24 protein-coding genes are annotated in these 23,739 nt (G+C 57.9%); 7 read left to right on the plus strand and 17 right to left on the minus strand.

The genetic code is table 11. The features are described 5' to 3' along the window. Window positions 1-300: 300 nt before the first annotated feature. Complete coding sequence (locus R3O64_RS06825) at window positions 301-1,710, minus strand: WHG domain-containing protein (RefSeq protein ID WP_250223904.1); 1,410 nt, start codon at window positions 1,708-1,710, stop codon at window positions 301-303. A gap of 277 nt (window positions 1,711-1,987) precedes the next feature. Continuing rightward, window positions 1,988-2,167 (minus strand): antitoxin, encoded by a 180-nt coding sequence (locus R3O64_RS06830; RefSeq protein ID WP_070524820.1) that lies wholly within the window; start codon window positions 2,165-2,167, stop codon window positions 1,988-1,990. 472 nt (window positions 2,168-2,639) lie between these two features. Between R3O64_RS06830 and R3O64_RS06835 the strand changes: the two genes are divergently transcribed. Beyond that, a complete protein-coding gene (locus R3O64_RS06835) occupies window positions 2,640-3,938 on the plus strand; it encodes a site-specific DNA-methyltransferase (protein WP_425248902.1) in 1,299 nt (432 codons plus the stop codon). 18 nt (window positions 3,939-3,956) lie between these two features. Here R3O64_RS06835 and R3O64_RS06840 read toward each other — a convergent pair whose 3' ends face one another. Further along, window positions 3,957-4,739: an alpha/beta hydrolase family esterase gene (locus tag R3O64_RS06840; protein WP_227486307.1), complete on the minus strand. Its 783-nt coding sequence runs from the start codon at window positions 4,737-4,739 to the stop codon at window positions 3,957-3,959. A gap of 94 nt (window positions 4,740-4,833) precedes the next feature. On the opposite strand from R3O64_RS06840, the gene R3O64_RS06845 reads away from it, so the two are divergent. The 6 genes from R3O64_RS06845 (at window position 4,834) to R3O64_RS06870 (ending at window position 9,443) form a co-directional block, all read left to right on the plus strand. Continuing rightward, window positions 4,834-5,037: a hypothetical protein gene (locus R3O64_RS06845; protein ID WP_232748500.1), complete on the plus strand. Its 204-nt coding sequence runs from the start codon at window positions 4,834-4,836 to the stop codon at window positions 5,035-5,037. A 13-nt stretch (window positions 5,038-5,050) separates the two neighbouring features. Next, window positions 5,051-5,893, plus strand: coding sequence for a class I SAM-dependent methyltransferase (locus tag R3O64_RS06850; protein WP_284848050.1), 843 nt, complete (start codon window positions 5,051-5,053; stop codon window positions 5,891-5,893). 88 nt (window positions 5,894-5,981) lie between these two features. Then, window positions 5,982-6,920, plus strand: a complete 939-nt coding sequence (locus tag R3O64_RS06855) for an ABC transporter ATP-binding protein (protein WP_339016294.1) — start codon at window positions 5,982-5,984, stop codon at window positions 6,918-6,920. An 11-nt stretch (window positions 6,921-6,931) separates the two neighbouring features. Beyond that, the gene (locus R3O64_RS06860; protein WP_339016296.1) at window positions 6,932-7,729 is read left to right on the plus strand and encodes an ABC transporter permease; all 798 of its coding nucleotides are present in this window, start codon (window positions 6,932-6,934) and stop codon (window positions 7,727-7,729) included. Then, window positions 7,726-8,838, plus strand: coding sequence for a sensor histidine kinase (locus R3O64_RS06865; RefSeq protein ID WP_339016298.1), 1,113 nt, complete (start codon window positions 7,726-7,728; stop codon window positions 8,836-8,838). The genes R3O64_RS06860 and R3O64_RS06865 overlap by 4 nt, the downstream gene beginning before the upstream one ends. Next, window positions 8,835-9,443, plus strand: coding sequence for a response regulator transcription factor (locus R3O64_RS06870; RefSeq protein ID WP_101736314.1), 609 nt, complete (start codon window positions 8,835-8,837; stop codon window positions 9,441-9,443). The genes R3O64_RS06865 and R3O64_RS06870 overlap by 4 nt, the downstream gene beginning before the upstream one ends. A gap of 38 nt (window positions 9,444-9,481) precedes the next feature. Here the strand turns inward: R3O64_RS06870 and der are convergent, their stop codons facing one another. The 14 genes from der to R3O64_RS06940 all read right to left on the minus strand — a co-directional run bounded on the left by der (window position 9,482) and on the right by R3O64_RS06940 (window position 23,623). Further along, window positions 9,482-11,095, minus strand: a complete 1,614-nt coding sequence (gene der / locus R3O64_RS06875; RefSeq protein WP_339016301.1) for a ribosome biogenesis GTPase Der — start codon at window positions 11,093-11,095, stop codon at window positions 9,482-9,484. A gap of 1 nt (window position 11,096) precedes the next feature. Beyond that, window positions 11,097-11,798, minus strand: coding sequence for a (d)CMP kinase (cmk, locus tag R3O64_RS06880; protein WP_167595723.1), 702 nt, complete (start codon window positions 11,796-11,798; stop codon window positions 11,097-11,099). Next, window positions 11,798-12,715: a pseudouridine synthase gene (locus R3O64_RS06885; RefSeq protein WP_070562633.1), complete on the minus strand. Its 918-nt coding sequence runs from the start codon at window positions 12,713-12,715 to the stop codon at window positions 11,798-11,800. The genes cmk and R3O64_RS06885 overlap by 1 nt, the downstream gene beginning before the upstream one ends. Before the next feature lie 87 nt (window positions 12,716-12,802). Continuing rightward, on the minus strand, window positions 12,803-13,417 hold the full coding sequence (gene scpB / locus R3O64_RS06890; protein WP_339016306.1) for an SMC-Scp complex subunit ScpB: 615 nt from the start codon (window positions 13,415-13,417) through the stop codon (window positions 12,803-12,805). 16 nt (window positions 13,418-13,433) lie between these two features. Beyond that, window positions 13,434-14,231, minus strand: coding sequence for a segregation and condensation protein A (locus tag R3O64_RS06895; RefSeq protein WP_070532543.1), 798 nt, complete (start codon window positions 14,229-14,231; stop codon window positions 13,434-13,436). Between the two features lie 9 nt (window positions 14,232-14,240). Then, a complete protein-coding gene (locus tag R3O64_RS06900; RefSeq protein WP_180952111.1) occupies window positions 14,241-15,119 on the minus strand; it encodes a ParA family protein in 879 nt (292 codons plus the stop codon). Window positions 15,120-15,284: 165 nt separating this feature from the next. Further along, entirely contained in the window at window positions 15,285-16,415 is a 1,131-nt protein-coding gene (locus R3O64_RS06905; protein WP_339016311.1) for a hypothetical protein, read from the minus strand. 46 nt (window positions 16,416-16,461) lie between these two features. Continuing rightward, complete coding sequence (gene xerD, locus R3O64_RS06910) at window positions 16,462-17,340, minus strand: site-specific tyrosine recombinase XerD (protein WP_339017547.1); 879 nt, start codon at window positions 17,338-17,340, stop codon at window positions 16,462-16,464. Window positions 17,341-17,381: 41 nt separating this feature from the next. Then, on the minus strand, window positions 17,382-18,020 hold the full coding sequence (locus R3O64_RS06915; protein WP_339016313.1) for an NUDIX hydrolase: 639 nt from the start codon (window positions 18,018-18,020) through the stop codon (window positions 17,382-17,384). Next, the gene (locus R3O64_RS06920) at window positions 18,021-18,980 is read right to left on the minus strand and encodes a copper transporter (RefSeq protein ID WP_143335183.1); all 960 of its coding nucleotides are present in this window, start codon (window positions 18,978-18,980) and stop codon (window positions 18,021-18,023) included. After that, window positions 18,980-20,164, minus strand: a complete 1,185-nt coding sequence (steA, locus tag R3O64_RS06925; protein WP_070524788.1) for a putative cytokinetic ring protein SteA — start codon at window positions 20,162-20,164, stop codon at window positions 18,980-18,982. Before steA ends, R3O64_RS06920 begins: the two co-directional genes overlap by 1 nt. Before the next feature lie 26 nt (window positions 20,165-20,190). After that, window positions 20,191-21,867 carry a DNA repair protein RecN gene (gene recN / locus R3O64_RS06930; RefSeq protein WP_070532560.1) on the minus strand — a complete coding sequence of 559 codons (1,677 nt, stop codon included), beginning with the start codon at window positions 21,865-21,867 and terminating at the stop codon, window positions 20,191-20,193. 38 nt (window positions 21,868-21,905) lie between these two features. Next, the gene (locus R3O64_RS06935) at window positions 21,906-22,817 is read right to left on the minus strand and encodes an NAD kinase (protein WP_339016318.1); all 912 of its coding nucleotides are present in this window, start codon (window positions 22,815-22,817) and stop codon (window positions 21,906-21,908) included. Next, entirely contained in the window at window positions 22,814-23,623 is an 810-nt protein-coding gene (locus R3O64_RS06940) for a TlyA family RNA methyltransferase (protein ID WP_339016320.1), read from the minus strand. Before R3O64_RS06940 ends, R3O64_RS06935 begins: the two co-directional genes overlap by 4 nt. Window positions 23,624-23,739: the final 116 nt, after the last annotated feature.

The following is a 23,739-nucleotide window of genomic DNA, read 5'->3' on the forward strand; positions in this document are numbered from 1 at the left end:
ACCATACAACCCGCAGAGTATATTTTCTACACTTGAGTAACTACTTGCTACCCCCATTCAGAGACACCGGCCATCGACATCTTTGCAGTTCACGCCGTAAACATTAGTCGATTCAGACCGATTTCTACCCCCTTCACGCAATGAATGCGCCCAGCCAAAGCCCACATCCACACCACCCCGACAAGGTGCAGCCAACCTCAGATATTGACAAAAGAATCCCCACTTTCACTCTAAGAAAGTGGGGAGAAATATGATGCGAATCACTCTCAGTTGAGCATCCCGCACGCTCATTTCACTGAACTAGCCTGCCATGCCATTGAGGCTTCGCATGATGCCACCGAGTTCGATATCCATATATTGAGTCAGAATTTCAAAAATAAAATCGGAATTATACCCACGCAATGGCCCGTTGGTGCTCAGCATGGCAAGACCGTGGGCGCCAGCCCACACTGAAATCACTAATGTGAAAAGAACCCATGGAGTGCGCGGCCCGTCCACCTCATCGATAGCCTCGCGTACGAGAGACATAATGAACCCAAAGGCTCGGCCGAACTCGCTGAAATCACGTTGAAGCTCGACCGCTTTATTCGCGTTTGGCAGGAAGTCATCCTCGAATGACATGGGCACAATCGGGCCGGATGCGATCTTAATGAGCGCCTCAAATCCTTGCGGGTCATGCAAAGCATGTGAGACATATCCATAGCCCGTAGCTTTGATCTTCGACACTGCGCTAGCGTCCTGCGGCAACGCGGCTACCTGACGGTAAATGAACTCGTAGTTGATTTTGTCCAAATAGCGCTCCAGGAAACTTGCCAGCTCTTGGTCGCTTTCAATAAGGTGTTCAGCCTCTTGGACGCTAAGCCCTGCTCGTTTTGCGGCGCCACCGATATGCAAGCCAGTCACGCCGTGGTCGAGAGCCTCCTCCACAGCACCTCGGAGCAGAGCTGTTCGCTGCTCATCCTCTGTGCTTCGTGGAAAGTCTTCTGCACTGATTAGGAGTGTTTCAGGCTGCTCCCCTGCCAGGCCGCAAGGTTCGGCGCGCTTGATACGCTCGCCCCTAAAGAAGGGATAAAGACCAACGCTCAGCGTATCCATGACAGCACTAAAGGTTTGCTTTTTCGCCGCTGGCGAGAGGTAGCGCAGAATCCCTTCGGCTGCAAGCTGTGTAACGCCGTGTAGGTGGGAGAATATCGACAGAGCAGAGAGCAGCGTCCCATAGGCATCGAGCTCCGTGCCGCCAGATTCTTTAATAGCGTCTTTAGTCAGGTCAAAAAGAATACGCATAATGGGGCAGGTGTCAGCCTCTCCATCACGGCTAGCAAAGTCCTCAGCCGTCAATCCCGTGCGGGGAGAAGCGTAGACAGCAGTAAAAGCCGCAAAAGAGGATGGGTCCTCGACCGCAAAAGAAAAGTAGGACAGCGCGGTAGCACGAAGCTTATCTACCGCGGTCGCATTTTCGGGCAACCCTTGTAGGTGCACATCAATAGTTGACGTCAGTGCATCATTGAGAGAGTGCTTAGTTGCCTCGACGAGTTCCGCTTCGGAAGCAAAAAGTGCCTGAGCTTCCGCAAGAGGCACATCAACCTGGTCAGCAACCTCCCGAAGGCGCACTTCATCGATGCCCGCCTTAGCAATGACCCGGCCAGCTTGCTCAATCAGAAGCTGCTTAAAGGGCTGGCTACTTTGTTCCACACCTACTGAAGTATTCACAGTGTTCAGCCTACCTAGGAAATGACCGATTTTATATTCATAAACACAACATAGGAGGATTTAAAGGTTTCTCTCAGATTCCTTTTCTCTATCAACTCGCCCATATTATGTCCCAGCCAAAGCCAAATATACATTGCTACAAAACTTATACAGTCCTGCCCACATCGTGGACAGGACTTATAGAGCGCGCCTAGCGTGGCATTTCAGAGGCAGTGGGCTCTTATTCCTGCAACGTCAGGTTCCCAGGCACACTGCTTCCGCACTCAATCTTTAGGACTTAAGCGCCCTCGTTACCGATACGATCATCGAGCTGGTCGCGAGCAGAGTCAATCTTGTCGGCCTTATCTTCGCCGAGCTTACCCTTAGCAAGATCAGCGCCCTTGTCCAGTGCGCTGTCCGAAACCTGCTCGCCCTTATCGGAGTTCAGCGCGTCCTTTGCCTTGTCAAAAATACCCATTCCTACAATCCTTTCGTTACTTCTACTCTTTCTAAGCGTGCTAGCTACCAACGTGTCGATACGCCTGCGGCTACAACCGATCAGTAGGCGTGAACCCCATCGATCGGCTCCGCACACTACGAACAAGTGCACTATCGACCGCTGCATTCACGTTGCGAGCCGTCACGAGACTCCACCGTACCGACGGTCCAGAGTCTTCGCCACACGAGTTATTAATCACCCTAGTTATGAGACGTACCGTTCCCACACAAAGCAGCACTCTAAGAATTCTTAGGGTCGGCGCATCCGTTTACCCCCTCCACCTACCCCTTTTCGTTCAACAACTTGCTAAAAGCAGGCGCGCTTTCGTTGGCATTGCTGTGCACTCTAGGACACACTTCTTTGGCTGCGCTCCGCGCTCAGTTCTTTGCGCAATAATTAACGCACATGCCCTCGTCCGTAGATCAATCGCCAAAGTACAAGCCTGCCCACAATGCCTTCTCCTCATTCTGAGCCAACTCCCCGACCCGCTACACAACCTGATTCTTCGACGCCCTCTCGTGGGTTAGAAATACCCACAAGCGATGACTCAGCCTTTGGCTTAGTGTGGCCGGGAAAGAATGCTGCCGCTGCGCTTGCTGCCTCTCAAGCTGCGGGGAGGCACACGTTGATAAGCGGCTCGGATTCCACCACCAATTCAGTCACCGTGGCCGATAATCTATCCGCGCTCAAGAGCTTTGTTGCCCGCGGTATGAAAGCCGACGTCATCTATATCGACCCGCCGTATAACACCGGCAAGGATTTTGTTTATCGCGACAACTTCCGCCAACGGCGAGAAATGCGCTCAGAGCACTTTGGTCAATGGCATGCCGAATGGCTTTCTATGATGCTTCCACGACTGATCCTTGCGCGTGAAGTACTCGCAGACACAGGATTCATCGTGGTTTCGATCGGCGAATCAGAGTGTGCCCATGTACGCCTCCTCCTCAACGAGGTTTTCGGCGAGGATTGCTTTGCAAGCCAGCTCATTTGGAAAAAAGGCGGTACTGGAAAGAATGATTCAAGATATGCCGTCCAAGAGCACGAATATGTCCTTTGCTACGCCAAATCTCCGGAAAACTCCGGGTTCAATGTTGATCTAGGGGCGCAGACATCGACCCGCTACAACCATCGCGATGAGAAGGGTAACTATTCCCTCGTTCGCCTAGATTCCAAGACCTTGGGTTATCTACCAAGCCTCGACTTTCCCATCGTCGGTCCGAATGGTGATAAATACTGGCCTCATCAACCCGACGGGAAGTCGAAGGTCGCGCGCTGGCGTTGGGGGCGGGACAAAGTTGATAAGCACTATGACGACCTGGTTTTCAGACGCGGCTTTGTCTATACCAAGAACTATGAAAAGAAGGGTGCGCGCCCACGCTCCATACTGGACGGGGAACGATTCGGTGTAACCCGTACAGGCCGTCGTGACGCTGAAGAGGCACTCGGTATTAAAGGCGTATTCGATTTTCCCAAACCAGTGCGGCTTATCAAGCACCTCATCGCAATCGCCGGCGGCCCCAACGCGGTAGTCCTCGACTTTTTTGCTGGCTCTGGCACCACCGCGCAGGCCGTCGTCGAGCTCAATCGCGAGGATGGCGGCCAGCGCTCCTTTCACCTCGTACAGATTCCGGCCCCCACGGAAACCACCAGTGCCGCGCACCAAGCTGGGTATGAAACGGTGGCAGACATCTGCTTAGCGCGGGTTCGCTCCCTCGGCATCCCCTTTAATCACTACACGCTCAGCGAGTAGTCCACGAAGGAATCAATCCTAGGCCACTCCGTGTTCCTCGGTGTCTGCAGGCCGGCCGGGGATACCGAAGAAGTCTAGTACCGCGTCGGTGGCAAAACCTTTACCCACCTCAGTTTTCGTAGCGTTGTTTCCACCAGGCCAAACGTGGGATCCGCCTTCGATGCGAATGTGCTGCAGCGGTGCTTGGCAGGCAGTCCATGTCTCTCTGGTGGCACCGTTTGTGAGACGTACGGACTCGACGTCGCCACGACACTTGTTACGACGCTGATGCTGCCCGAGCACTTCTGCGACCGAAGCATAAGCAGTCTCGTGCCGCACGCCGCCCTCATAGTTGACAACGGGGTCTTTTGTACCGTGAATATCCAAACGGCCAACAGGCTTGTCTGAGCAATCCGTATGGATGCCTTCGTAATAAGCCGCCGATACAGTAGCTACCGAGCGAAACGTCCCCGGCATACGGCAGGCTAAGAATGCCGCGAATCCTCCTCCATTGGACAGGCCCGCAGCGAAGATAGCGTTATCGTCTACCTCATAGGTAGCGCGCAGGCTGTCCACGATTGCTCGCACGAATTCTAGGTCTTCTTCCGCGCTGGTAGCAGCATAAGGCGCCGGAGCCCACGCCGCATTTTCCCCTGCAGGGTAGGCGACTATGGCGTCAGCCGCATCAAACTGGCTGTATTGCTCCATGTTTTCCGGAGAATCTGTATAACCGTGGAAGGACAACAGGACCGGCCAGGATCGATCTGCAGTGTAGTTTTCGGGCACGTGGAGGAGAAAACTACGTCCAGAGGCCAACTTCATTTTTTTCGTGTGCCCGGGGTCGGGGCCAACGAGCATAGGGGCGACGGGGAAACCGAGGTCACTTGTCCACTCTGCTGTTGATGGAGAAGTAGTCGTGTCTTCTTCAGGCGAGCTGCACGAGACCAGCGCCATGACGCAAGCTGCGGTTGACATGATCCCAGCCAGCGTGCGCGAACACCGCAGCCATGCTGCGGAATCTTCACTCATCATTTGCCTCGCCACGCTCGCCCTCGGGAAAATATCCTCGTCCACCTTAAAACATCCCACCGACATCCACGAACCTGCAGCACCACGGTAGATTTAGGAGCATCATGAGCCCAACTCCTTCCGAATCAACTGATTCCCCCAGCGTCTCATCCCCTTTCCCGGTCCCCGAGCATTACCCCAGCTATCGCCCGGCTTCGGGGAAAGAGGCACCGAGCTTCAGCACAGCTCAGCAGCGTCTTCGTTCTGCCCAATCATTCAGCCACGGTGCTGACGCCTATCATGACGTGCGTCCTGGCTATCCGCAGGAGGTATCACGGCTCATTGCCTCCGCGCGGACTGTCCTCGATGTTGGCGCAGGCACCGGAAAGCTCACTGAATCACTAAGCAACCCCGTTGTCTACGCCAGCGATCCATCCCCTGACATGACCCGAGTCCTAAACCGCCTCGGGGTGCCGTGCTGGCGTGCAACTGCCGAGAACACTGCGCTTGCAGACGCCTCCCTCGACGCCCTCACCTGCGCGCAGACCTGGCATTGGGTTGACGTCCAACGAGCCTGTGCAGAATTTGACCGGGTTCTCCGCCCCAACGGAAAAGTCCTCTTGGTGTGGAACACTCTGGACGTCAATGCGGACCCGTGGGTCCTGCGTCTTTCCCGCATCATGCATTCCGGAGATGTCCACCGTCCCGGTTTCTATCCCGCTTTTTGTGAACCATGGACGCTTCGCCAAGAGCTCCGCTTGACGTGGGAACACGAGCTGAGCCCCGAAGGCCTTCATGCTCTCATGCATACTCGCTCATATTGGCTTCGCAATGGCCAAAAGATCCATGAACGCATGACACATAACCTCAACTGGTACCTCTACGAACACATGGGCTTTCGCCCCGGCCAAGTCCTTCGCATTCCTTATCGGACGGATGCGTTCTTATTGGCCCGCGCTGGCGAGTAGCCAGCCCGCCCCAACCATGACAACTGTCACGTCTAATTGGTGACACCACGTCTACGCTGCACATATCTGCCCACCATAGCGTGAAGATATGAGCACAACACGCACTCTCTTACCAGTCATTGACGTCAATGGCGTCAGCAAGGTTTTTAATGCGGCCTCGCCCAATCCAGTACAAGCGCTTCACGACGTCTCCCTTTCCATTCATCGGGGCGAGATCGTTGGCCTGCTGGGAACGAACGGCGCCGGAAAAACGACGCTTATTGATCTCATCCTGGGCCTGACAACACCGACTTCCGGCACTATCCAGGTGCTCGGAGAAAGCCCACACACCGCTATTAAAAGCGGACGCATAGGAGCCGTCATGCAATCCGGCGGCCTTCTTCCTAACATCACCGTCAAGGAAACCCTCGAGCTCCTCGGCGCGGCCTTCCCATCTCACCGTGCGTTTGACGACATTATCGAGCGCGCAAATCTAGGAGATATCCTGTCGCGCCGCGTGAGCAAATGCTCCGGTGGTGAGCAACAACGCCTCCGCTTCGGACTGGCCCTCTTAGGAGATCCGGAAGTGCTGCTTCTCGACGAGCCAACTACTGGCATGGACGCCGGTGCCCGACATCACTTCTGGGAAACTATGCGCGAAGAGGCAGATGCCGGCCGAACCATCGTGCTCACCACCCATTACCTTGAAGAAGCCGAGACCTTTGCCCAGCGCATCATCATGCTCAACAAGGGCCACATTCAAGCCGATGGTTCGACAGAAGAGATCCGCAACTCCAACTCCACCCGTATCGTCCGCGCCACCTTTCCCGGCGAGGTGCCACATGTGCTGACGGCCAACCTACTTCCCGGAGTTATCCACCAAGAGCAAACAGACACGGGGCTGGTCATCACTACTCGAGACTCTGATGCGGTGGCACGCTACCTGCTTAACGAAACCACTGCTCGCGACATCACTATCACAGGACACAGCTTGGAGGATTCCTTCCTCGAGCTCTACAACGCTACATCCAGTAACACCACGCGATAAGGAGATTTCACATGAGCCCCCACACCGCTGCGCGCCCCACTCTTCGCACCACCCTCAACTACGCTGCCCACGACCTAAAGCGGCTACGTCGCGACCTGCCCACGCTCTTTTTCAGCGTCGGTCTTCCAATCATCTTCTATATTCTCTTCGGCGCCATGCAAGAATACGGCCAAGTCAAGTTTAACGGCGGAAATGTTGCTGCCCTGGTGATGATCGGCATGGCGCTCTATGCCGGTGCTACAGGTGCTGTTGGCGCCGCCGGCTCCATGGTTGCAGAAAACCGTGCAGGGTGGGGCCGGCAATTGGCGCTCTCTCCCCTGCGCTCTTCCCAGCTGGGGATTTCCAATTTCCTCAATATCGCGGTCCGCGCAATCTTACCGATCGCCGCTGTCTTCATTACCGGTGCACTCACCGCAGCAAGCATGCAACCGACCCAGTGGGCATTAGCATTTCTTGCTACCGTCGCCTGCGCTATCCCCTTCGGCTTCTACGGAATGGCCTGTGCCATGCTCTTTCCCTCAGAAAACACCGTCTCTATCACGACATCCACTATCGTCATTCTCGCCTTCGCCGGAAATGTTTTCATGCCGCTAAAGGAATCGCTACTCGCGGTCGGACGATTCACTCCGATGTACGGCGCACAGGCTCTTTCGCGTGGGCCTTTGTCTGAAGGCGCCCAAATGATCAATAGCGAGCAGCTCTTTATTGAAGACCCGCTATGGTACGCATGGGTTAATATCGCTGTATGGACAATGGTTTTCGTCGGGTTGTGTCTGATTCTTCACAAGCGCGACAAGAACCGAGCATGATGAGTAGTTTCAAGGTTCGCAATGCCGCTTTCGCTGCTATTTGGTTGATTTTTCTCCTGCTTGTCCTTCTCCAAGTTTTGTTCCTTCCCACTTATACGCCTGCTCAGCGGACCTGGGCTGTGGCCATCACTGTGCTTTTCTGTGTGGCCTACTTTCTCTCCTTTGGTTCTGTCGACTTCTTTCCGCGCGGCTGGACCTTGGGTCAACGCGTCACCCTTCGGTGGGTTATCCTCGCGCTACTCGCCCTAGCATCTATTCCGGGATATGGTGCCTGGGCTGTCGCCTTCGTCCCATATCTCGGAGCGCTCGTAGCCTATACACAATCGTTCAGGACTGCCGCGACGGTTATTATGCTCACCGGCATACTTGCTGGTATCCCCGCATGGATTTACGAGAATCCTCGCTTTATGGACCTCGCGATCATCCTCTTCGGCTGGCCGCTTCTCATCTTGGTCCTCGGAGCGTTGTCCCAGCGAGAGGACACTGAGACAGCTCTTCGCCATGATTTGGATCTGGCGCATCAACGCGAGGATATTGCCTCCGATATCCATGACCTTCTCGGCCACTCGCTTACTGCTATCAACCTCAAATCCGAAGTAGCCCGTCGGCTCATCGAACACGACCCCGCCAAGGCAGCTGCCGAGCTCGAGGAGATCAGCGCCCTGTCAAGGATGTCACTCGCCGAAGTCCGCTCGACTGTTACCCGCATGAAGAACCCCACCTTTGCCGGCGAGATTCACGCTGCGCGCCGGATCCTCGAAACCGCCGGAATACAAACTCACCTTCCGGATACCCTCACGCGCCCAAAGTCTCATGAAGATCTGTTCTCCTGGGCGTTACGGGAGCTTAGCACCAACGTCGTGCGGCATTCTGGGGCTACTGAATGCTGGGTACTACTCACGGAGAACTCCCTCAAGGTTACGGACAACGGCTGCGGCTTCACAGAAGACGCTACGCGTGCACTTGCTTCCGGTCTTACGGGCCTCGCAGGTCTTCGCCGCCGGGCAGAAGCCGCCGGCGGTGAGGTCACAATCGAGCGCGCCGGCGGTTTGACCACAGTCCGCGTGACGCTCAAAGGCCCTGATACGCAGGAGGTTAAACAGTTTTGACGAACGCCATCCGGGTGCTCATTGCCGAGGACCAGTCTCTAGTTCGCGGCGCGCTGACCGCGCTCCTTAATACCGAACCGGACATTGAAGTCGTTGCAGGCTGTGGCTCTGGGACAGAGGTCGCGGAGCTCGTCGCTAAGCACAGCGTTGACGTGGCTTTACTCGATATTGAGATGCCTGGCATGAACGGCATCGATGCTGCCAAGAGTATCGCCGGCACTGACTGCCGGAGCCTTATCGTCACCACATTTGGACGGTCCGGTTACGTCAAACGCGCTCTCGAAGCAGGTATAGATGGCTTTCTCGTCAAAGACACCCCTCCCGATGAACTCGCTGATGCCATCCGCCGTGTCCATTCGGGTTTGCGCGTTATCGATCCGCAGCTTGCTCAGGACATTCTCTTCGCCCCCGACAACCCACTGAGCGAACGAGAAATCGAGGTATGCCGCCTGTTAGTCCGTGGACTCGGCTCCGCTGATATCGCTTCGCAACTTCACCTCAGCGGCGGGACCGTGCGCAACCACGTCTCCGCCATCATGGCGAAGACGCGGGCTGGAAATCGCTTCGAGGCTGCACGGCGGGCCGAAGCAAACGGGTGGATTTGAGGCCTCTTCGTGGTCCCGCCTTCAGCCCGCTAGCGGAGCTATCGGCGTTGGCGGCGCTCGCGCACGCGCACCGCGATGCGCACGGGCGAGCCGTGGAAACCGAAACGCTCACGGAATTTACGCTCTAGGTAGCGACGATAGCCAGCGTCCAAGAAGCCGGTTGTAAACAGCACGATGGTCGGTGGTTGCGTCGACGCCTGAGTGGCAAAGAGCACTCGCGGCAGACGGTTATTATTCATCGGCGGTGGATTCGCGGCAATCGCGTCACGCATCCAATTGTTGAGCTGACCGGTGGACACGCGCTGATCCCAGCTTTCTAGGGCCTCGATCATGGCGGGCTCAAGCTTTTGCAAGGCGCGCCCGGTCTCAGCAGAGATATTCACGCGGGTCACCCACGGCAGATGCCGCAGGTTCTCATCAATTTCGCGCTCTAGGTAGTAGCGGCGATCCTCATCCACAAGGTCCCACTTGTTAAAGGCAATAACCAAGGCCTTTCCGGCCTCAAGAATCATGTTGAGCACGCGTTGGTCTTGCTCCGAGACTTCTTGGGAAGCGTCGATAAGCATGACGCACACCTCGGCCGCATCAATCACGCCGCGCGTGCGCAAGGAGGCGTAGTACTCGTGGCCCTGCGCGTTTTTAACCTTCTTGCGCAGACCTGCGGTATCAATGAACTTCCACAAACGCTGGTCCAGCTGCACCAGGGAATCAACTGGGTCGACCGTGGTGCCTGCAGCATTGTCCACCACGGAGCGCTCCTCCGCCGTCAGCTTGTTCAGCAAGGAGGACTTGCCCACGTTCGGCTTGCCCACCAACGCCACGCGGCGAGGGCCGGAGGTAATCGAGGAATGACGCGGTTCCGCAGGGAACAAACGGAGGATCTCATCGAGGACGTCGGCACCGCCCCGACCATGCTGAGCGGATACTGGCCACGGATCGCCCAAACCAAGCGCGTAGAACTCGGCCATGTCTGCATACATGGTTTCCGAATCAAACTTGTTGGATACCAGGATGACTGGGACCTCGGAGCGCTGCAATTTGCGGGCCATAACCGCATCGGTCTCAGTGATGCCCACCTTGGTGTCCACCACGAATACGATGACGTCAGCGGTCTCCATCGCCTGCTCTGCCTGACGGGCGATGGCGGCATGGATTCCCTTGACGTTCGGGTCCCAACCTCCGGTGTCCTGAACAAAGAAGCGCTGGCCGTTCCACTCCGCTACATAAGACACGCGGTCACGGGTCACGCCCGGGTGGTCCTCTACAACAGCTTCACGGCGCCCAAGGAAGCGATTCACCAGGGAAGACTTGCCCACGTTCGGGCGGCCCACTACGGCCACCGTGCACAGGTTTTCCTCCGTATGGCCTTCACCGACACCAAAGGCGTGGGATAGGACTTCCCATTCTTCCTCGCTCAGCGGAGCCTCATCATCGAAATCGGTCTCATCCTCACCAAAATCGGCCTCGCTGAATTCAGAATCGTCGAATTCATAGTCAAAGTCTTCAGAGTCGAAATCCTTCGGAGCCCAGCCGCCGTGCGGATCGCGTACGACCTCTTCTTCAAGTTTTCCGGCCGGATAGTGAAATTCCGTCTCAAAGTCTTCCGGCTGCTGCGCCGGATCTACATCCGGATTCTGCGGTTCATTAGTCATGTCAGGCCTCCTGTGCAGCCGATTCTTTGACGACGGCGATGAGAGCGTCAAGGACCTCATCTCGGGTCATCTCGGACGTATCAACGAGTACCGCGTCCTCCGCCGGGCGCAGCGGCGATGTAGCGCGGGAAGAGTCGGCGGCGTCGCGCCGTTCGACGCCGGCAAGCACGGAGTCAAAATCCGAGTCAATGCCGGCAGCCAGGTTTTGGTCGTGACGGCGCTGCGCTCGGACCTCGGCGCTAGCCGTCATGAAAGCCTTCGCGGGGGCGTCGGCAAGAACAACCGTGCCGATATCGCGCCCTTCAACAATCGCGCGGTGAGCCTGGGCGGCAAGCTTACGTTGCAGTTCAACGAGGTTTTGGCGTACTTCCGGAATGGCGGAAACTGCCGAGACATTGCGGGTGACCTCATCTTCTCGGATGACGCGGGAGACATCCTCGCCATCAAAGATGACCATGGTGGAATCTGGATCATCAGACACCTCGAGAGGCAGGTCAGCAGTCGTGGAAATCACCGCCTCAGTATCCGCTGGGTCCACACCCGCGCGCAGCACAGCAAGCGTTGCCACGCGGTACATTGCACCGGTATCGACGTACTTGGCGTCAAGCTTCTTGGCCAGTGCTCGGCACGTCGTGGACTTACCGGTTCCGGAGGGACCGTCAACAGCCAGGATGAGGCCTTGATTGGGCATATTTGAAATCATTACATCCCCACCGCCTTGTACAGGCTGGTCAGTTCGTTGGAGTTCAGTGCACGCAAGGAGCCGGGCTTCATATCACCCAACTGCACCGTGTGGAGTTTGGTGCGCACGAGACGCTGGACCGGATACCCGGCTTCCTTAAGCATGCGGCGCACGATGTGCTTCCGGCCTTCGTGCAGCTCGACGCGCACCAGCGAATAGCCCTGGTTCTTGTCCACGATCTGCACATAGTCCGCCTGCGCAAGGCCATCATCCAATTCGATGCCGTCGCGCAGCTGACGAACGAGCTTCTTATCTGCTTCGCCAAGGACAGTCGCGAGGTATGTTTTGGTCACCTCATATTTGGGATGCATGAGACGGTTGGCAAGTTCGCCGTCGTTAGTCAACAAGAGAAGCCCCTCGGTATCCGCGTCGAGGCGCCCGACGTGGAACAAGCGCTGGCCTGCTACCACGCGATCAGCCACCACATCTCCCACGCAAGGACGGCCCATGTCATCCGACATCGTGGACTGCATACCGCGCGGTTTGTTGAGCACGAAGTATTGGGTCTCCTCGTTGACGTTGATGCGTGTGCCATCGACGCGAATCACGTCCGTGTTGGGATTGACACGAGTGCCCTGCTTGATGATGACCTGGCCGTTGACCTCAACGCGGCCTTCATCGATGAGGATCTCTGCATGGCGGCGCGAAGCAACGCCGGCCTTTGCCAAGACCTTTTGCAGGCGCTCGCCTTGGTTCTGGGAGCTCTTCTTATCTTTACCGTCTACCAGCCAGTCCGCGCCCAAGTCTCGGGCGATAGATTCTGCGGTGGCCTTCTTCTTCACATGCTGATGGCGGGCCGGCTTAGCGTTCGACACGATCATGTCGCTGTCACGCTTTTTCTTTTCCGGTGTGCCATCGCGGCGAGCGGGTGGAGTCACGGGAATGTGTCCTCTCAATAGTTCTTCAATTTGCGGCGCGCGGAAACACGCCGATGTCCGGCCGCAATCCTACCGCAGACAGCGCCTTTATGAGTAGTCCTCGTCGATCTGCTCGATGTCTGGCAGCAGCGGAGCGAGATCCGGTAGGCGCTCAAGGGAATCAATGCCGAGTAGCTCTAGGAAAAGCTCAGTAGTCTCATAGTGATGTGCGTTGCCAGCTGAGGGCTCTGGGCTCTCTATCTCCCGGATGAGCCCCCGCAACATGAGCGTACGAACTACTCCGTCGACGTTGACGCCGCGTACGCCAGCGACTTGGGCTCGGGTGACCGGTTGGCGGTATGCGATAACTGCCAGGGTCTCCAATGCCGCGCGGGAAAGCTTGGTCTGGGTGCCATCGAGAACAAACTGCTCGACGGCATCTGCGTTCTCTTTACGCGTATAGAAGCGCCAGCCCTCCGGCGTCTCCCGCAGATCGATGCCGGAGCCGCGCTCGCTCAGCTCACGTTCTAGTGCTCGCAAAGTATCGCTGACGACGGTGACCTCCGCATCCAGTACACGGGCCAGCTCCTCCACGCTGGCTGGGGAATCAATAACGAGGAGGATGGACTCCAGGCGTGAGCGCAACTGTGTAATAAGAGGCAAAGCTCCCTGTCCGCTCGGGGCTGCGAGGTCGCTGGGGGCCAAGGGTGACGTATCGTCCATGACTCGGTAGCCTACCCTAATCCCAGTTCGCCGCCGCGACGACCGCCGGGTCCACGTCGAGCCCGGTCCAGGACAATTCAAGTGGCCCCAAAGACTCTGGTTGGGAAGCATCAACCGCTTTGGCCTTGTAGAGCTCCAGCAACGCCAGGAAACGTCCAACGACCTCCATAGAGATGGTGCAGTCCCTGGTTAAGGCTTCGAAACTCATCCATTGGCCCGTGCCCAGCATCTTGAGCGTCGTGAGGATCTTTCCGGCTTGCTCCGGCACGGAGACAGCAACCTGGTGAATATGGCCTGTGGCAACCTCTTCCGGGGGTTTGGGCCGGAAGACACCAGCTGCGAGTTCGGCGAACGTGGCTGGAGTATGCCCAATCTTGACTGGCGGAAGAAGGTTGCTAAAGCGCTCCTCCATCGCCACCGCACGCGGATAACGCCGCTGGGCCGCGCGCTGCCATTGCGCGAACTGGTCGGCAACCTGCTTATAAGCCTTGTACTGCAGAAGGCGCGCAAAGAGGAGATCGCGAGTCTCCAGGAGCTCAAGATCTTCAAAGTCATCGACTTCGCCACGCGGCAATAATCGAGCCGCCTTCAAATCCAGAAGTGTTGCGGCGATGAGAAGGAACTCCGTGGTTTCATCCAGGTCCGCGGTTGCCCCTAAAGCACGCGTATAGGCCACGAACTCATCGGTGACTTCAGACAGCGCCACCTCCGTAACGTCCAGCTTCTTCGCTTGAATCAGCTGCAGCAGCAAGTCGAAAGGGCCCTCAAAATTGCCCAGGGCGATGCGAAAGCCGGTAATCTCCGGTTGGGTCATAATGAGCGGCTAGCCGTTAGCTCGCTCGATGACCTCTTTAGCCAGGTCGCGGTACTGCTTGGCTGCTTGGGAGCTGGGCGCCCAGGTAGTAATGGGCTCGCCGGCTACCGACGTCTCTGGGAAACGAACGGTACGTGTAATCACCGTGTCAAAGACCTTGTCGCCGAAATACTCCACCACGCGGTCCATGACTTCCCGGGCGTGGCGGGTGCGGCGATCGAACATGGTGACCAGAATTCCCATGACCTCGAGGTCGAAGTTAATGCGGTCCGCGACTTTCTCCACGGTATCGGTCAGCAGCGCGAGGCCGCGCAGGGAAAAGAACTCGCACTCCATGGGGATGATAACTCCCTGCGAGCAGGCCAAAGCATTGACCGTGAGCAAGCCCAGTGAAGGCTGGCAGTCAATGATGATGAAGTCATAGTCCTTTCGTACCGGGCGAAGGGCACGGGCCAGGGTATGTTCGCGGCCCACTTCATTGACCATCTGGATCTCAGCGGCGGAGAGGTCGATGTTGGCGGGGACGAGGTCGAGCCCGGCCACGCCGGTGTGCACGATAGCGGAATGCACTGAGACTTCGCTATCAAGCATGACGTCATAAATGGTGTCCTGGATCTGGTCGTGAGTCAGGCCCAGGCCAGCCGAAAGAGCGCCCTGCGGATCCAAGTCAACGAGGAGAACTTTACGCCCCAGCTCCGCCAAACACGCGCCCATGTTAATGGTGGACGTGGTTTTTCCGACGCCACCCTTCTGGTTACACATGGAAATAATCGTGGCGGGACCATGCTTTTCCAATGGCTCCGGTTCCGGAAGCTCCCGCAGTGGGCGGCCGGTTAACCCGACCTGTGCTTCCGAGGCCTCAAACAGTCCCTCGTCGCTCACAGTCACACCTGCTTCCTTGACCTGTACGGCCCCTGTGCGGTCTTTCCGCTTCGGCTTTGCAGCAACACGCGGCGCCGCATTCTTACATCCTTGTGATTATAGGGTACCCCGTGGGTGCCTGCGCCGCGATTATAGCTAAGGAAAACCGGTGAATAAAGTCCACGGCCTAGATTAGGCGTCCTCCTGTGCTCCCTTCGACCGGCGTCCCTTAAGCGCGAGCCACACGATGAGCGCGATAACTCCGAGGCCCGCGATGCCTGCTGCAAGTGCGCCAACTCCAAGCCCCGAGTCTCCTTGTTCCTCTCCGCCGGCCTTGTCAGCTTCATCAGAATCCAGCTGCTGCTCCGCAGGCACCTCACTCGCGCTCTCACGGGTTGGATCGGTAAGCGTCACTACCAGCTCAGCGGACTGAGTGTCCTTGTTCACGAATTGCATGATGAAAGGATTGTCCGGCTCCGCCCCCTCTGGGTAGGTCAGGGTCATGGTGCGCGAGCCTTTGTCGATCTCCCGTTTGACCCCCTCTACGAACTCGCCTTCCGCGTTGAGGTAGCGCAGCGTAACTCCGTCATCCTCAAGGTGCTTGAAGCGGTTATACAGGTCGAGAGCCTGTTTGAGCCCAAGCGTGGCAGTGATTGTTTGGCCGTCAATCGTGGATTCCAGGTTCACATAGGAAGTATTCGAATCATCAATTCCTTCCCACCCACGGCCTGTTCGCGAAGGAGGCACGTGGCCTTGACCAGAGCCATCCGCAGCGGGGGCCGAGCCGTCGGCGGGAGGCTGTCCTCCGTTCTGCTCACCACCACCTGCGCTGTCATCGGAGTTCTCGTTCCCCGCCGGTCCCCCGTTGCCCCCGGGATTGTCCGGGTTCTCGTTGTCCTGCTGCTCACCGCCGAGCTGGCCCGGATCCCCGTTCTCAGCTGCGTCGTTGAGTTCATCGGCAGTAACGTCGGCGTCAGCAACGAGCACGATGGTCATGGTCACGCCTTGGTAGGTCACCGGCACACTGATTTGTCCTCCCGCGGGTGGTGCAGTCACCGTAGCGCTGCCGCCAGAAGCAGTGACGTTCCAGCCATCGGACGCCACGTTGACGTCGACAGGAACTGGCAGCGAAACGGTCGTCGTCTGACCAGCCGGCACCGGAATGGTGGCGTCTTGTGCATAGGCGGCGGCCGTGCCGAACCCTGGCAGCACCCCAGTTGCGCTCACGATGTCCGACGCGACGCCGGAAAGGGAACCTACGGAGAGCGCGGAAGCTAGCGCAATCGCTCGATAGGTTTGGGACAAAGAAGTGGTTGAAGCCATAAAAATCCTTTTCATTAGGTTGAAGTCGTGACGATTCTAGGCGCTCTTAGGCGCGTGGATGGGCAGTGCGCCACACTTCGCGGAGTGAATCCGCAGTGACGTGGGTATAAATCTGTGTCGTCGTCACGGAAGAATGCCCCAAGAGCTCCTGTACGGTACGCACATCAGCCCCGCCCTCGAGCAGATGGGTGGCAAATGAGTGACGCAGTGTGTGCGGAGAAATTTTGGTACTCAGGTGGGCGCGCTGCGCTGCGGTCTTGATCACGGCCCAGGCGCTTTGCCGCGATAAAGACTTGCCCCGAGTGTTGAGGAACAGGGCGTGAGAGGCTCCCGTAGCCAGCACTGGGCGGGCACGCACTAGGTAGTTCTCCACCGCTGTCACCGCATGTGAACCCAGCGGAACTAGCCGTTGCTTATCGCCCTTGCCGCTCAACAACACAATGTCACGAACTGAAGCACTCCCCTCACCCGTCACATCGTCCACATTTAGCGCGATGATTTCGGAGATACGTGCGCCCGTACCATACAGCATCTCCAATAGAGCGCGATCTCGGATATCAATGGGCGTTGCAGCATCACCGCTAGGGATGGCATCGAGGAGTGCCTCTACATCCTCCACGCTGAGAGTCTCCGGCAGCGGTTGCGCCCGCTTGGGTGGGGAAACCTCCGCCGCGACATCTTCCTCAATCATCCCCTCGGCCAGGGCAAACTTATGCAGCCCTCGAGCGACAACCAAAGCGCGACTAGCAGAAGACTGCGCAAGATTCTTACGCAAGTAAACGAGGTAGTTCTCCACGTGCGAGCGGGTTACGTGGCGCAAATCCGTGATCCCAGATTCCGCAAGCCAATTGACGTAACGGTTAATGTCTCGACGGTAATTGCTTACCGTATTCTTCGAGGCACCTTTTTCCACCATGAGGTGCATCAACCAAGCTTGTCCGGCGGCTGCGGCGGGGTTAGAGGGCGTCACAGCTGCTTAAGATCCGGACCCGGGCGCCGGTGAGCGATCGATTCCGGCCGTAGCTCGAAAGGAGAGTCAACTGAGCGCGGGGTGGCGTCCCCACGCACGCAGACATATGCCGCAAGGATTCCTGCCACCGCAATGGAGTTCACAATCTCCCCCACCAGGATGCGCTCGACAGCCTCCGCAAGGGGAACCCATGCAAAGCCCATGTCAGCTTCCTCGTCGCCTTCGGCGTTGAGTTTGGGCACGCTCGACAGGCCTCGCGCCAAGAACACGCGCACGGCTTCCTCGCAGAATCCCGGGGAGGTCACCAGATCAGTCAACACTGCCCATTCCTCGGCGGCCAGGCCGGCCTCTTCCTGGAGCTCGCGTTGCGCGCCGCTGAGCTCGTCTTCGCCCTTCACATCGAGCAAGCCGGCCGGCAGCTCCCACAGGCGCTTGCCGACGCTATGCCGGTACTGCTCCACCATGGCGATACGGTTGTTCTCATCCAACGCCACAACGGCCACAGCACCAAGGTGCTCGACAACTTCTCGCTGAGCAACAACCTCCCCCGGCATGACGACATCATCGCGGCGAACAGCGATGATGGGGGCGTCGACAAGCAGCTCGGTTCCCACCGTACGAAACTCGTGTGACATCTAGAGATCCTTCGGCAGCGCCGGCGCTGCGCTGTCAGCATTCGCCGCAGAACCATACACACCGTGGCCACCGTCGAGTTGTTCCTTCACGGCTAAAACGCTGGCCATCTGGGACACCGGGTGATCAATGGAGTCCACAGTGCTGATCTTCGTCTTGTCGGCTCGGAGTTTATCCAAGACGCCGTCGTCACCGGCGGATTCCACGCGCCCGGCATAAACCATCGCGGTATCCACCGAATCAAAACCTTCTAGGAAGTTGACCGTCGTATCGATGGCGTACTTCGCAGCAGCGCTGTCGTCTTCCTCTCCCGGGGTCATGCCTCCGCCCACGACGACTACGGCCTGGGCAGGAAGAATAGTGCCATCCTTGTAGTCGATGTAGCCGGCATCGCGCAGAGCCCGCAAAAGGGTCGCGCGATCATCAACTGATGCAAGCGGCTCGGTGGTCTCAGCATCCATCATCAACCCCGCCGCGAGTGCCTGACCAGCATGTGTGCCGGAATCAATCTTCTTTTTATCGAGCTTCGCTCCCGCCGGCAACGTGGTGGTAACGAGGGACAAAAGCTTGTCCGCGGATTCTTGGGCTACAAACTTCTCAGTCAGCTTGATGCTTCCTGCATCGGTGGAATCTGCAGAACCCAGCAAATCCTTGACGGCCTTGACGTCGGCGTCGTCGGCATCGGGCATACTCACAACCATGACCGGGCGCTGGGCCAAGGAACCATCCACCACGTATCGGCCGAGATCTCCCATTACGGAATCAGCAGAGTCTAGCTGGGCCTCCGCGATGTTATTTTCTACAACCAGCTTTCCGTATTTCTCGCGCACCTCACTGGTCGATTCACCCCCGGGACCCGATCCGGAATCCATGTTTGGAGCAATCACCAGCGTGCCCAACGCAATGCCAAGGGCTGCGCCGAAACCGAGGCCGGTGATAATGAGGGACTTAGGCGACATCATTATTTAAACCACTCCTGCACGCTTAACGCGAAGTTATTCCAGGTATCGATCAGGTTCTGGAGGAAGGATTCATCGCCGCCCAAGCCGACGATCAGAATAACGACGGCAAGTGCTACGAGGATGCCAAGCAGCGCCCACAGCCATCCCATAGCTCCGGAATTGGGCGCGGAATAAAGGTTGATAACAGCGTCCGCATCCACCAGGCGCGTGCCCGCCTTCATGTGGCACAGCAAAGCCGCGGGCGTAGCATTCGGCTCGTTAGCAAAGATGTCGTCGAGGTCGAGGGATCCGCCAACCTGAACAATCATCTGAGCCTCGTGGTAGTCCGCAAGCAACAGCGCGAGATCGGTAGCTGAATCCGTAGCGGCAGGGAAGGTCATCGCACCAATCCCCAAATCCTGAATGCGCTCGAGCCCGTCAGCAGTGCCGTCCGGCTCGGCGGGGAGAATAACCTGGGCACCGCTGCGCAGGGTTTCCGAGCTCACCTCGGAAGGGTTACCCACGATGAAGTGAGGCTGGTATCCCAGCTCAACCAGGGTGTCCGCGGCAGCGTCCACGCCGATAATGATGGGTTCATACTCGCGGATAAAGTTGCGCAGGAGCGTCAGCTTCTTGCGGTGTTCCTCAGTGGGCGAGACCACGAGAACTTTGCGCCCGGCCATGACGGACCCTGCATCGGGAACACCCAGGCCATCGATGAGTAGCGGACCTTCGGAATGAATGAACTCAATGGAGTTACCGAAATATGCCTCCATATGATCGATGAGTTCCTGCTGGGCAGAAGCAAAATTCTTTTCCGCCCGGTCGCGGGTAACCACCGTTCCCGAAGAAAGCTGGGTATCGCCCGCAAAAATGGCGCCGTCTTCGGTCAGACGCGCCTTCTTTCCATCCTTGAAATTGTCCACAAAATCTTGGCCTACGCCCTCGATGAGGGTGACATCGGCGTCGAGAAGCATGTGGGGTCCATAATTCGGGATAGAACCAGTGGAGAACTCCGCGACGTTGATCACGGCGGCCGGCTTCATATCCACGAGGGTCTGGGCCTCTTGGCGGGAGATATTGGCGGCGTTGATGACTGCGAAGTCACCAGCGCTAAACTTCTTCATGCCCTTGCCACCCGGGGTGCAATCACGCAGCGCGCCGTGTTCTCCAGGCAGATCGGTATTACGGGAAAACAGACTCATGTCTGACAGTTTCCCCTGTTAGGGGCTCAAGGTGTGGAAGGCGCGCGGAAAGTCTCGACTTCTGCTTGAGCCCTATCGAAGAGCTCTTGTGCATGCGCGCGGCCCGTCTCGGTGTCATCGAGGCCAGCGAGCATACGCGCGAGCTCCTCAACGCGCTCCTCGGCGGTCAGATCCGCAACACCCGACGTGAATTTCTCCTTCGACACGTGCAAGTGTGAGTCCGCATAGGCGGCCACTTGCGGCAGGTGTGTGACACAAATGACCTGGTTGGTGGTGGACAGCCGCGCTAGACGACGCCCAATCTCCACCGCCGCGCGGCCACCGACGCCTGCATCCACCTCGTCGAAGACCAAGGTGGTCCCGTCGCCGCTGGCCAAAACTACCTCCATGGCCAGCATGACGCGCGAGAGCTCACCGCCCGAGGCCGCGGAAGCCAAGGGCTTGCCGTTGAGTTGAAATTCGACCTCATCCGCGCCGGACTTGGAGTACTTCGTCTTCTTGACGGCGGCCGTCAAGGTGGAGTTCGGCATGGCCAGGCCATGAATTTCTTCGGTGACCTGAGCCCCGAGCTTCTTCGCGGCCTTGGTACGGGCGGCAGTGAGCTTTTCGGCTTTGGACACCATCGTCTTTTCGGCCTCCATTACCTCTTTCTTTAAGGCCTCAAGGGCCTCGGTAGAGGTATCCAACGTAGCGAGTTTGGCCTCAGCGGCATCCCGCCAGGCCAGGACTCCATCGATATCAGCAGCATATTTGCGGGTAAGCCGCTTGAGCTCCTGTTGGCGCTGTAGGGATTCCTCGAGGAGGTTGGGATCGGCGGGTAGATCGCTCAAATACGTCGTGAGGTCGGCAGCGATGTCGGTCAGCTGCGCGGTGACTTCGCTAACGCGCTCCCCTAGGCGAGCGAGCTCGGTATCACTTGCCCCAGCGAGTGCTGATTCGGCGGCGCCGACAAGATTGACGGCGGTGTCCTCATCCCCAAATCCTTCGCCCCCATCCAGAGCACTGAGAGCGGTGGCTGCGCCCTCACGCAAAGCATCAACATCTTGCAAGCGCTTAATAAGGGTCACGAGTTCGGCATCTTCGCCTGGTTGCGGATCGAGCTCGGAGATCTCCTTAATAGCGAACTGCAACCTGTCAACTTCCTGCGCCATCTCGCGCCGTGATTCCGTACGACGCTGATAGTCCTTAGCCAACGCGCGCCAGTGGCTAAACGCATCGGTATATGCGGTGCGAACCTTGTCAATCGCAGGTTCAAAGCGATCGATCGCTGCCAATTGTTGATCGGCAGATAGCAAACGCAGCTGGTCGTTCTGACCGTGCACAGTAATCAGGTGGGAGGCGAACTCCCCCAATGTCGCCGCCGGCACTGAACGCCCACCCAAGTAGGCGCGTGAGCGTCCCGCCGCCGACACCGTGCGGGAGGCAATGAATTCGCCGTTTTCATCTGGCTCACCGCCTGATTCTTCGACTACCTTCGCTACGGCAAGAGAACTGGAGGAAAAGTGCCCTTCTACGGCTGCTTTCGCGGCGCCATCGCGCACACGTGATGCATCCGCGCGACCGCCGGCGAGAAGGCGCAGTCCAGTTACCACCATGGTCTTACCAGCGCCGGTTTCGCCGGTGAGCACGGTGAGTCCTGGCGATAGTTCCGCTGCGGAGCTTTCAATCACGCCGAGGTCAGAGATGCTGATATCAACGAGCACGGTGAGCTATCTTCCTTCCTAAATACGCGCCAAACAACCTAGTGACGCGGCCCGCGCCAACCTTCCACGGGGAGGCGCAGCTTGGACACCAGACGATCAGTGAATGGCTGCTGATCTAGACGTACCCAGCGCACCGGCCTTTCACCACGAACGACCTCCGCGCGCGAACCTGGAGGCATCGAGACTTCCCGGAATCCGTCAAGGATGACCACGGCCGGAGTCGTCGCCGACGCCGATTCCACCGCGACTTGCGAATCCGGAGACACCACGAGCGGTTTGGTAAACAAGGCATGCGCGTTGTTTGGCACAACCAGGATGGCATCAAGAGAAGGCCACAGAACTGGCCCTCCGGCGGAGAAGGCATAGGCCGTGGATCCAGTCGGAGTGGAGATGAGCACGCCATCGCAACCAAAAGCAGATACCGGGCGCCCATCCACCTCGAGGATGGCATCCAGCACCCCCGAGCGGTTGAGATTCTCAATCGACGCCTCATTGAGCGCCCAGCTACGCTCACGCAGTTTCCCGTCAGCATCAAACACGGTGACGTCGATAGTAAGCCGATCTTCGACCTCATAGGATTGCTCGATAACTCGCACCAACGCGCGGTCGAGCGACTCCGCTTCCCACTCGGCCAGGAAGCCGACGTGGCCCAGGTTTATTCCAAGCACGGGAACATCGACGGCGCGCGCCATATCTGCCGCGCGCAAAAATGTGCCATCGCCACCGAGAACCAGCACCAATTCACAACCTTCGGCAGCAGCTGGCGTATGCCGAACATGCTGCAGGCCCGGAAGGACGGTATCCGCTGCGCACACGCGCACCTTGATGCCTGCCTCCTGGAGCAGCTCCGCCGCGCGATGCGTAGCGGCAAGATTATCCGCACGGCTCGCGTGCGGAACAAGAAGAATTTCGCGGCGGTTGATGCCCTCCGCGGCGACACTGCTGCTCACTGGGGTCCTTCCTTGATAGCCGTCTCGATCATTGCATCAAGCCTATCTTCCGGGGTGGACAATCCATCCTTGACCAACCAGAGGAAATACTCAACATTGCCGCTTGGTCCAGGTAACGGCGATGCCGCCACGCCTTTCACGCCGAGCCCGAGCCCCTGAGCGAAGATAGCGACATCCTTGGTTACTTCCGCCCGTAGCTCAGGAGAGCGCACCACACCACCGGACCCTATCCGGTCTTTGCCCACCTCAAACTGTGGCTTGACCATGGGCAATAGCCACGCGCCGTCAGCCATGCACGATGCAATCGCTGGCAGTACAAGCTTCAGGGAAATAAACGATAGGTCACCAACCATGGCGTCGCAGGGACCATTCGTGTGCTCAAGTGTCAGGTGGCGAATGTTAGTGCGGTCGAGCACCGTAACCCGTTCGTCATTCTGCAAACGCCACAACAACTGCCCGTAGCCCACATCGACAGATAGCACCTCCGCGGCACCGCGGCGCAGGCACACATCGGTAAAGCCGCCAGTCGACGCCCCCGCATCCAACACTCGCTTTCCCCTAAGGTCGACGTCGAAAGCCTCGAGAGCGCCAAGGAGCTTGTGCGCGCCACGCGAAGCCCAATCATCCCCCTCGCTGGCCTCAACCTTGATAGACACCTCGGGCTCAACCACCGTCGCGGGCTTCATCGCTTTGAAGCCCCCGACGGTCACGCGGCCGGCCTTGATCATCTCAACGGCTTGTTCCCGTGAGCGCGCAATTTTTCTGCGCACTAGCTCCGCGTCGAGACGGCGGCGTTGCGGTGGCATGAAAAGCTCCTCTTCCCTTATAATCCTCGACGGTCAGCGCTAATTGTCTTGGAGCGCATCCCGCAGCACAGTATGAGCGCGATCCAGCTGAGCAAGTTCTTGTTCAAGGCTTTCAG

This window comes from Corynebacterium hesseae, from assembly GCF_037850265.1.
GTDB classification, from domain to species: domain Bacteria; phylum Actinomycetota; class Actinomycetes; order Mycobacteriales; family Mycobacteriaceae; genus Corynebacterium; species Corynebacterium hesseae.

Excerpts from the sequence above, each read along its gene's own strand:
- R3O64_RS06830 (WP_070524820.1), bottom strand. The coding sequence starts at position 2,167 with ATGGGTATTTTTGACAAGGCAAAGGACGCGCTGAACTCCGATAAGGGC.
- R3O64_RS06835 (WP_425248902.1), top strand. The coding sequence starts at position 2,640 with ATGCCTTCTCCTCATTCTGAGCCAACTCCCCGACCCGCTACACAACCT.
- R3O64_RS06840 (WP_227486307.1), bottom strand. The coding sequence starts at position 4,739 with ATGAAGTTGGCCTCTGGACGTAGTTTTCTCCTCCACGTGCCCGAAAAC.
- R3O64_RS06850 (WP_284848050.1), top strand. The coding sequence starts at position 5,051 with ATGAGCCCAACTCCTTCCGAATCAACTGATTCCCCCAGCGTCTCATCC.
- R3O64_RS06855 (WP_339016294.1), top strand. The coding sequence starts at position 5,982 with ATGAGCACAACACGCACTCTCTTACCAGTCATTGACGTCAATGGCGTC.
- R3O64_RS06860 (WP_339016296.1), top strand. The coding sequence starts at position 6,932 with ATGAGCCCCCACACCGCTGCGCGCCCCACTCTTCGCACCACCCTCAAC.
- R3O64_RS06865 (WP_339016298.1), top strand. The coding sequence starts at position 7,726 with ATGATGAGTAGTTTCAAGGTTCGCAATGCCGCTTTCGCTGCTATTTGG.
- der (WP_339016301.1), bottom strand. The coding sequence starts at position 11,095 with ATGACTAATGAACCGCAGAATCCGGATGTAGATCCGGCGCAGCAGCCG.
- cmk (WP_167595723.1), bottom strand. The coding sequence starts at position 11,798 with ATGATTTCAAATATGCCCAATCAAGGCCTCATCCTGGCTGTTGACGGT.
- scpB (WP_339016306.1), bottom strand. The coding sequence starts at position 13,417 with ATGGACGATACGTCACCCTTGGCCCCCAGCGACCTCGCAGCCCCGAGC.
- R3O64_RS06895 (WP_070532543.1), bottom strand. The coding sequence starts at position 14,231 with ATGACCCAACCGGAGATTACCGGCTTTCGCATCGCCCTGGGCAATTTT.
- R3O64_RS06905 (WP_339016311.1), bottom strand. The coding sequence starts at position 16,415 with ATGGCTTCAACCACTTCTTTGTCCCAAACCTATCGAGCGATTGCGCTA.
- xerD (WP_339017547.1), bottom strand. The coding sequence starts at position 17,340 with ATGCACCTCATGGTGGAAAAAGGTGCCTCGAAGAATACGGTAAGCAAT.
- R3O64_RS06915 (WP_339016313.1), bottom strand. The coding sequence starts at position 18,020 with ATGTCACACGAGTTTCGTACGGTGGGAACCGAGCTGCTTGTCGACGCC.
- R3O64_RS06920 (WP_143335183.1), bottom strand. The coding sequence starts at position 18,980 with ATGATGTCGCCTAAGTCCCTCATTATCACCGGCCTCGGTTTCGGCGCA.
- steA (WP_070524788.1), bottom strand. The coding sequence starts at position 20,164 with ATGAGTCTGTTTTCCCGTAATACCGATCTGCCTGGAGAACACGGCGCG.
- R3O64_RS06940 (WP_339016320.1), bottom strand. The coding sequence starts at position 23,623 with ATGCCACCGCAACGCCGCCGTCTCGACGCGGAGCTAGTGCGCAGAAAA.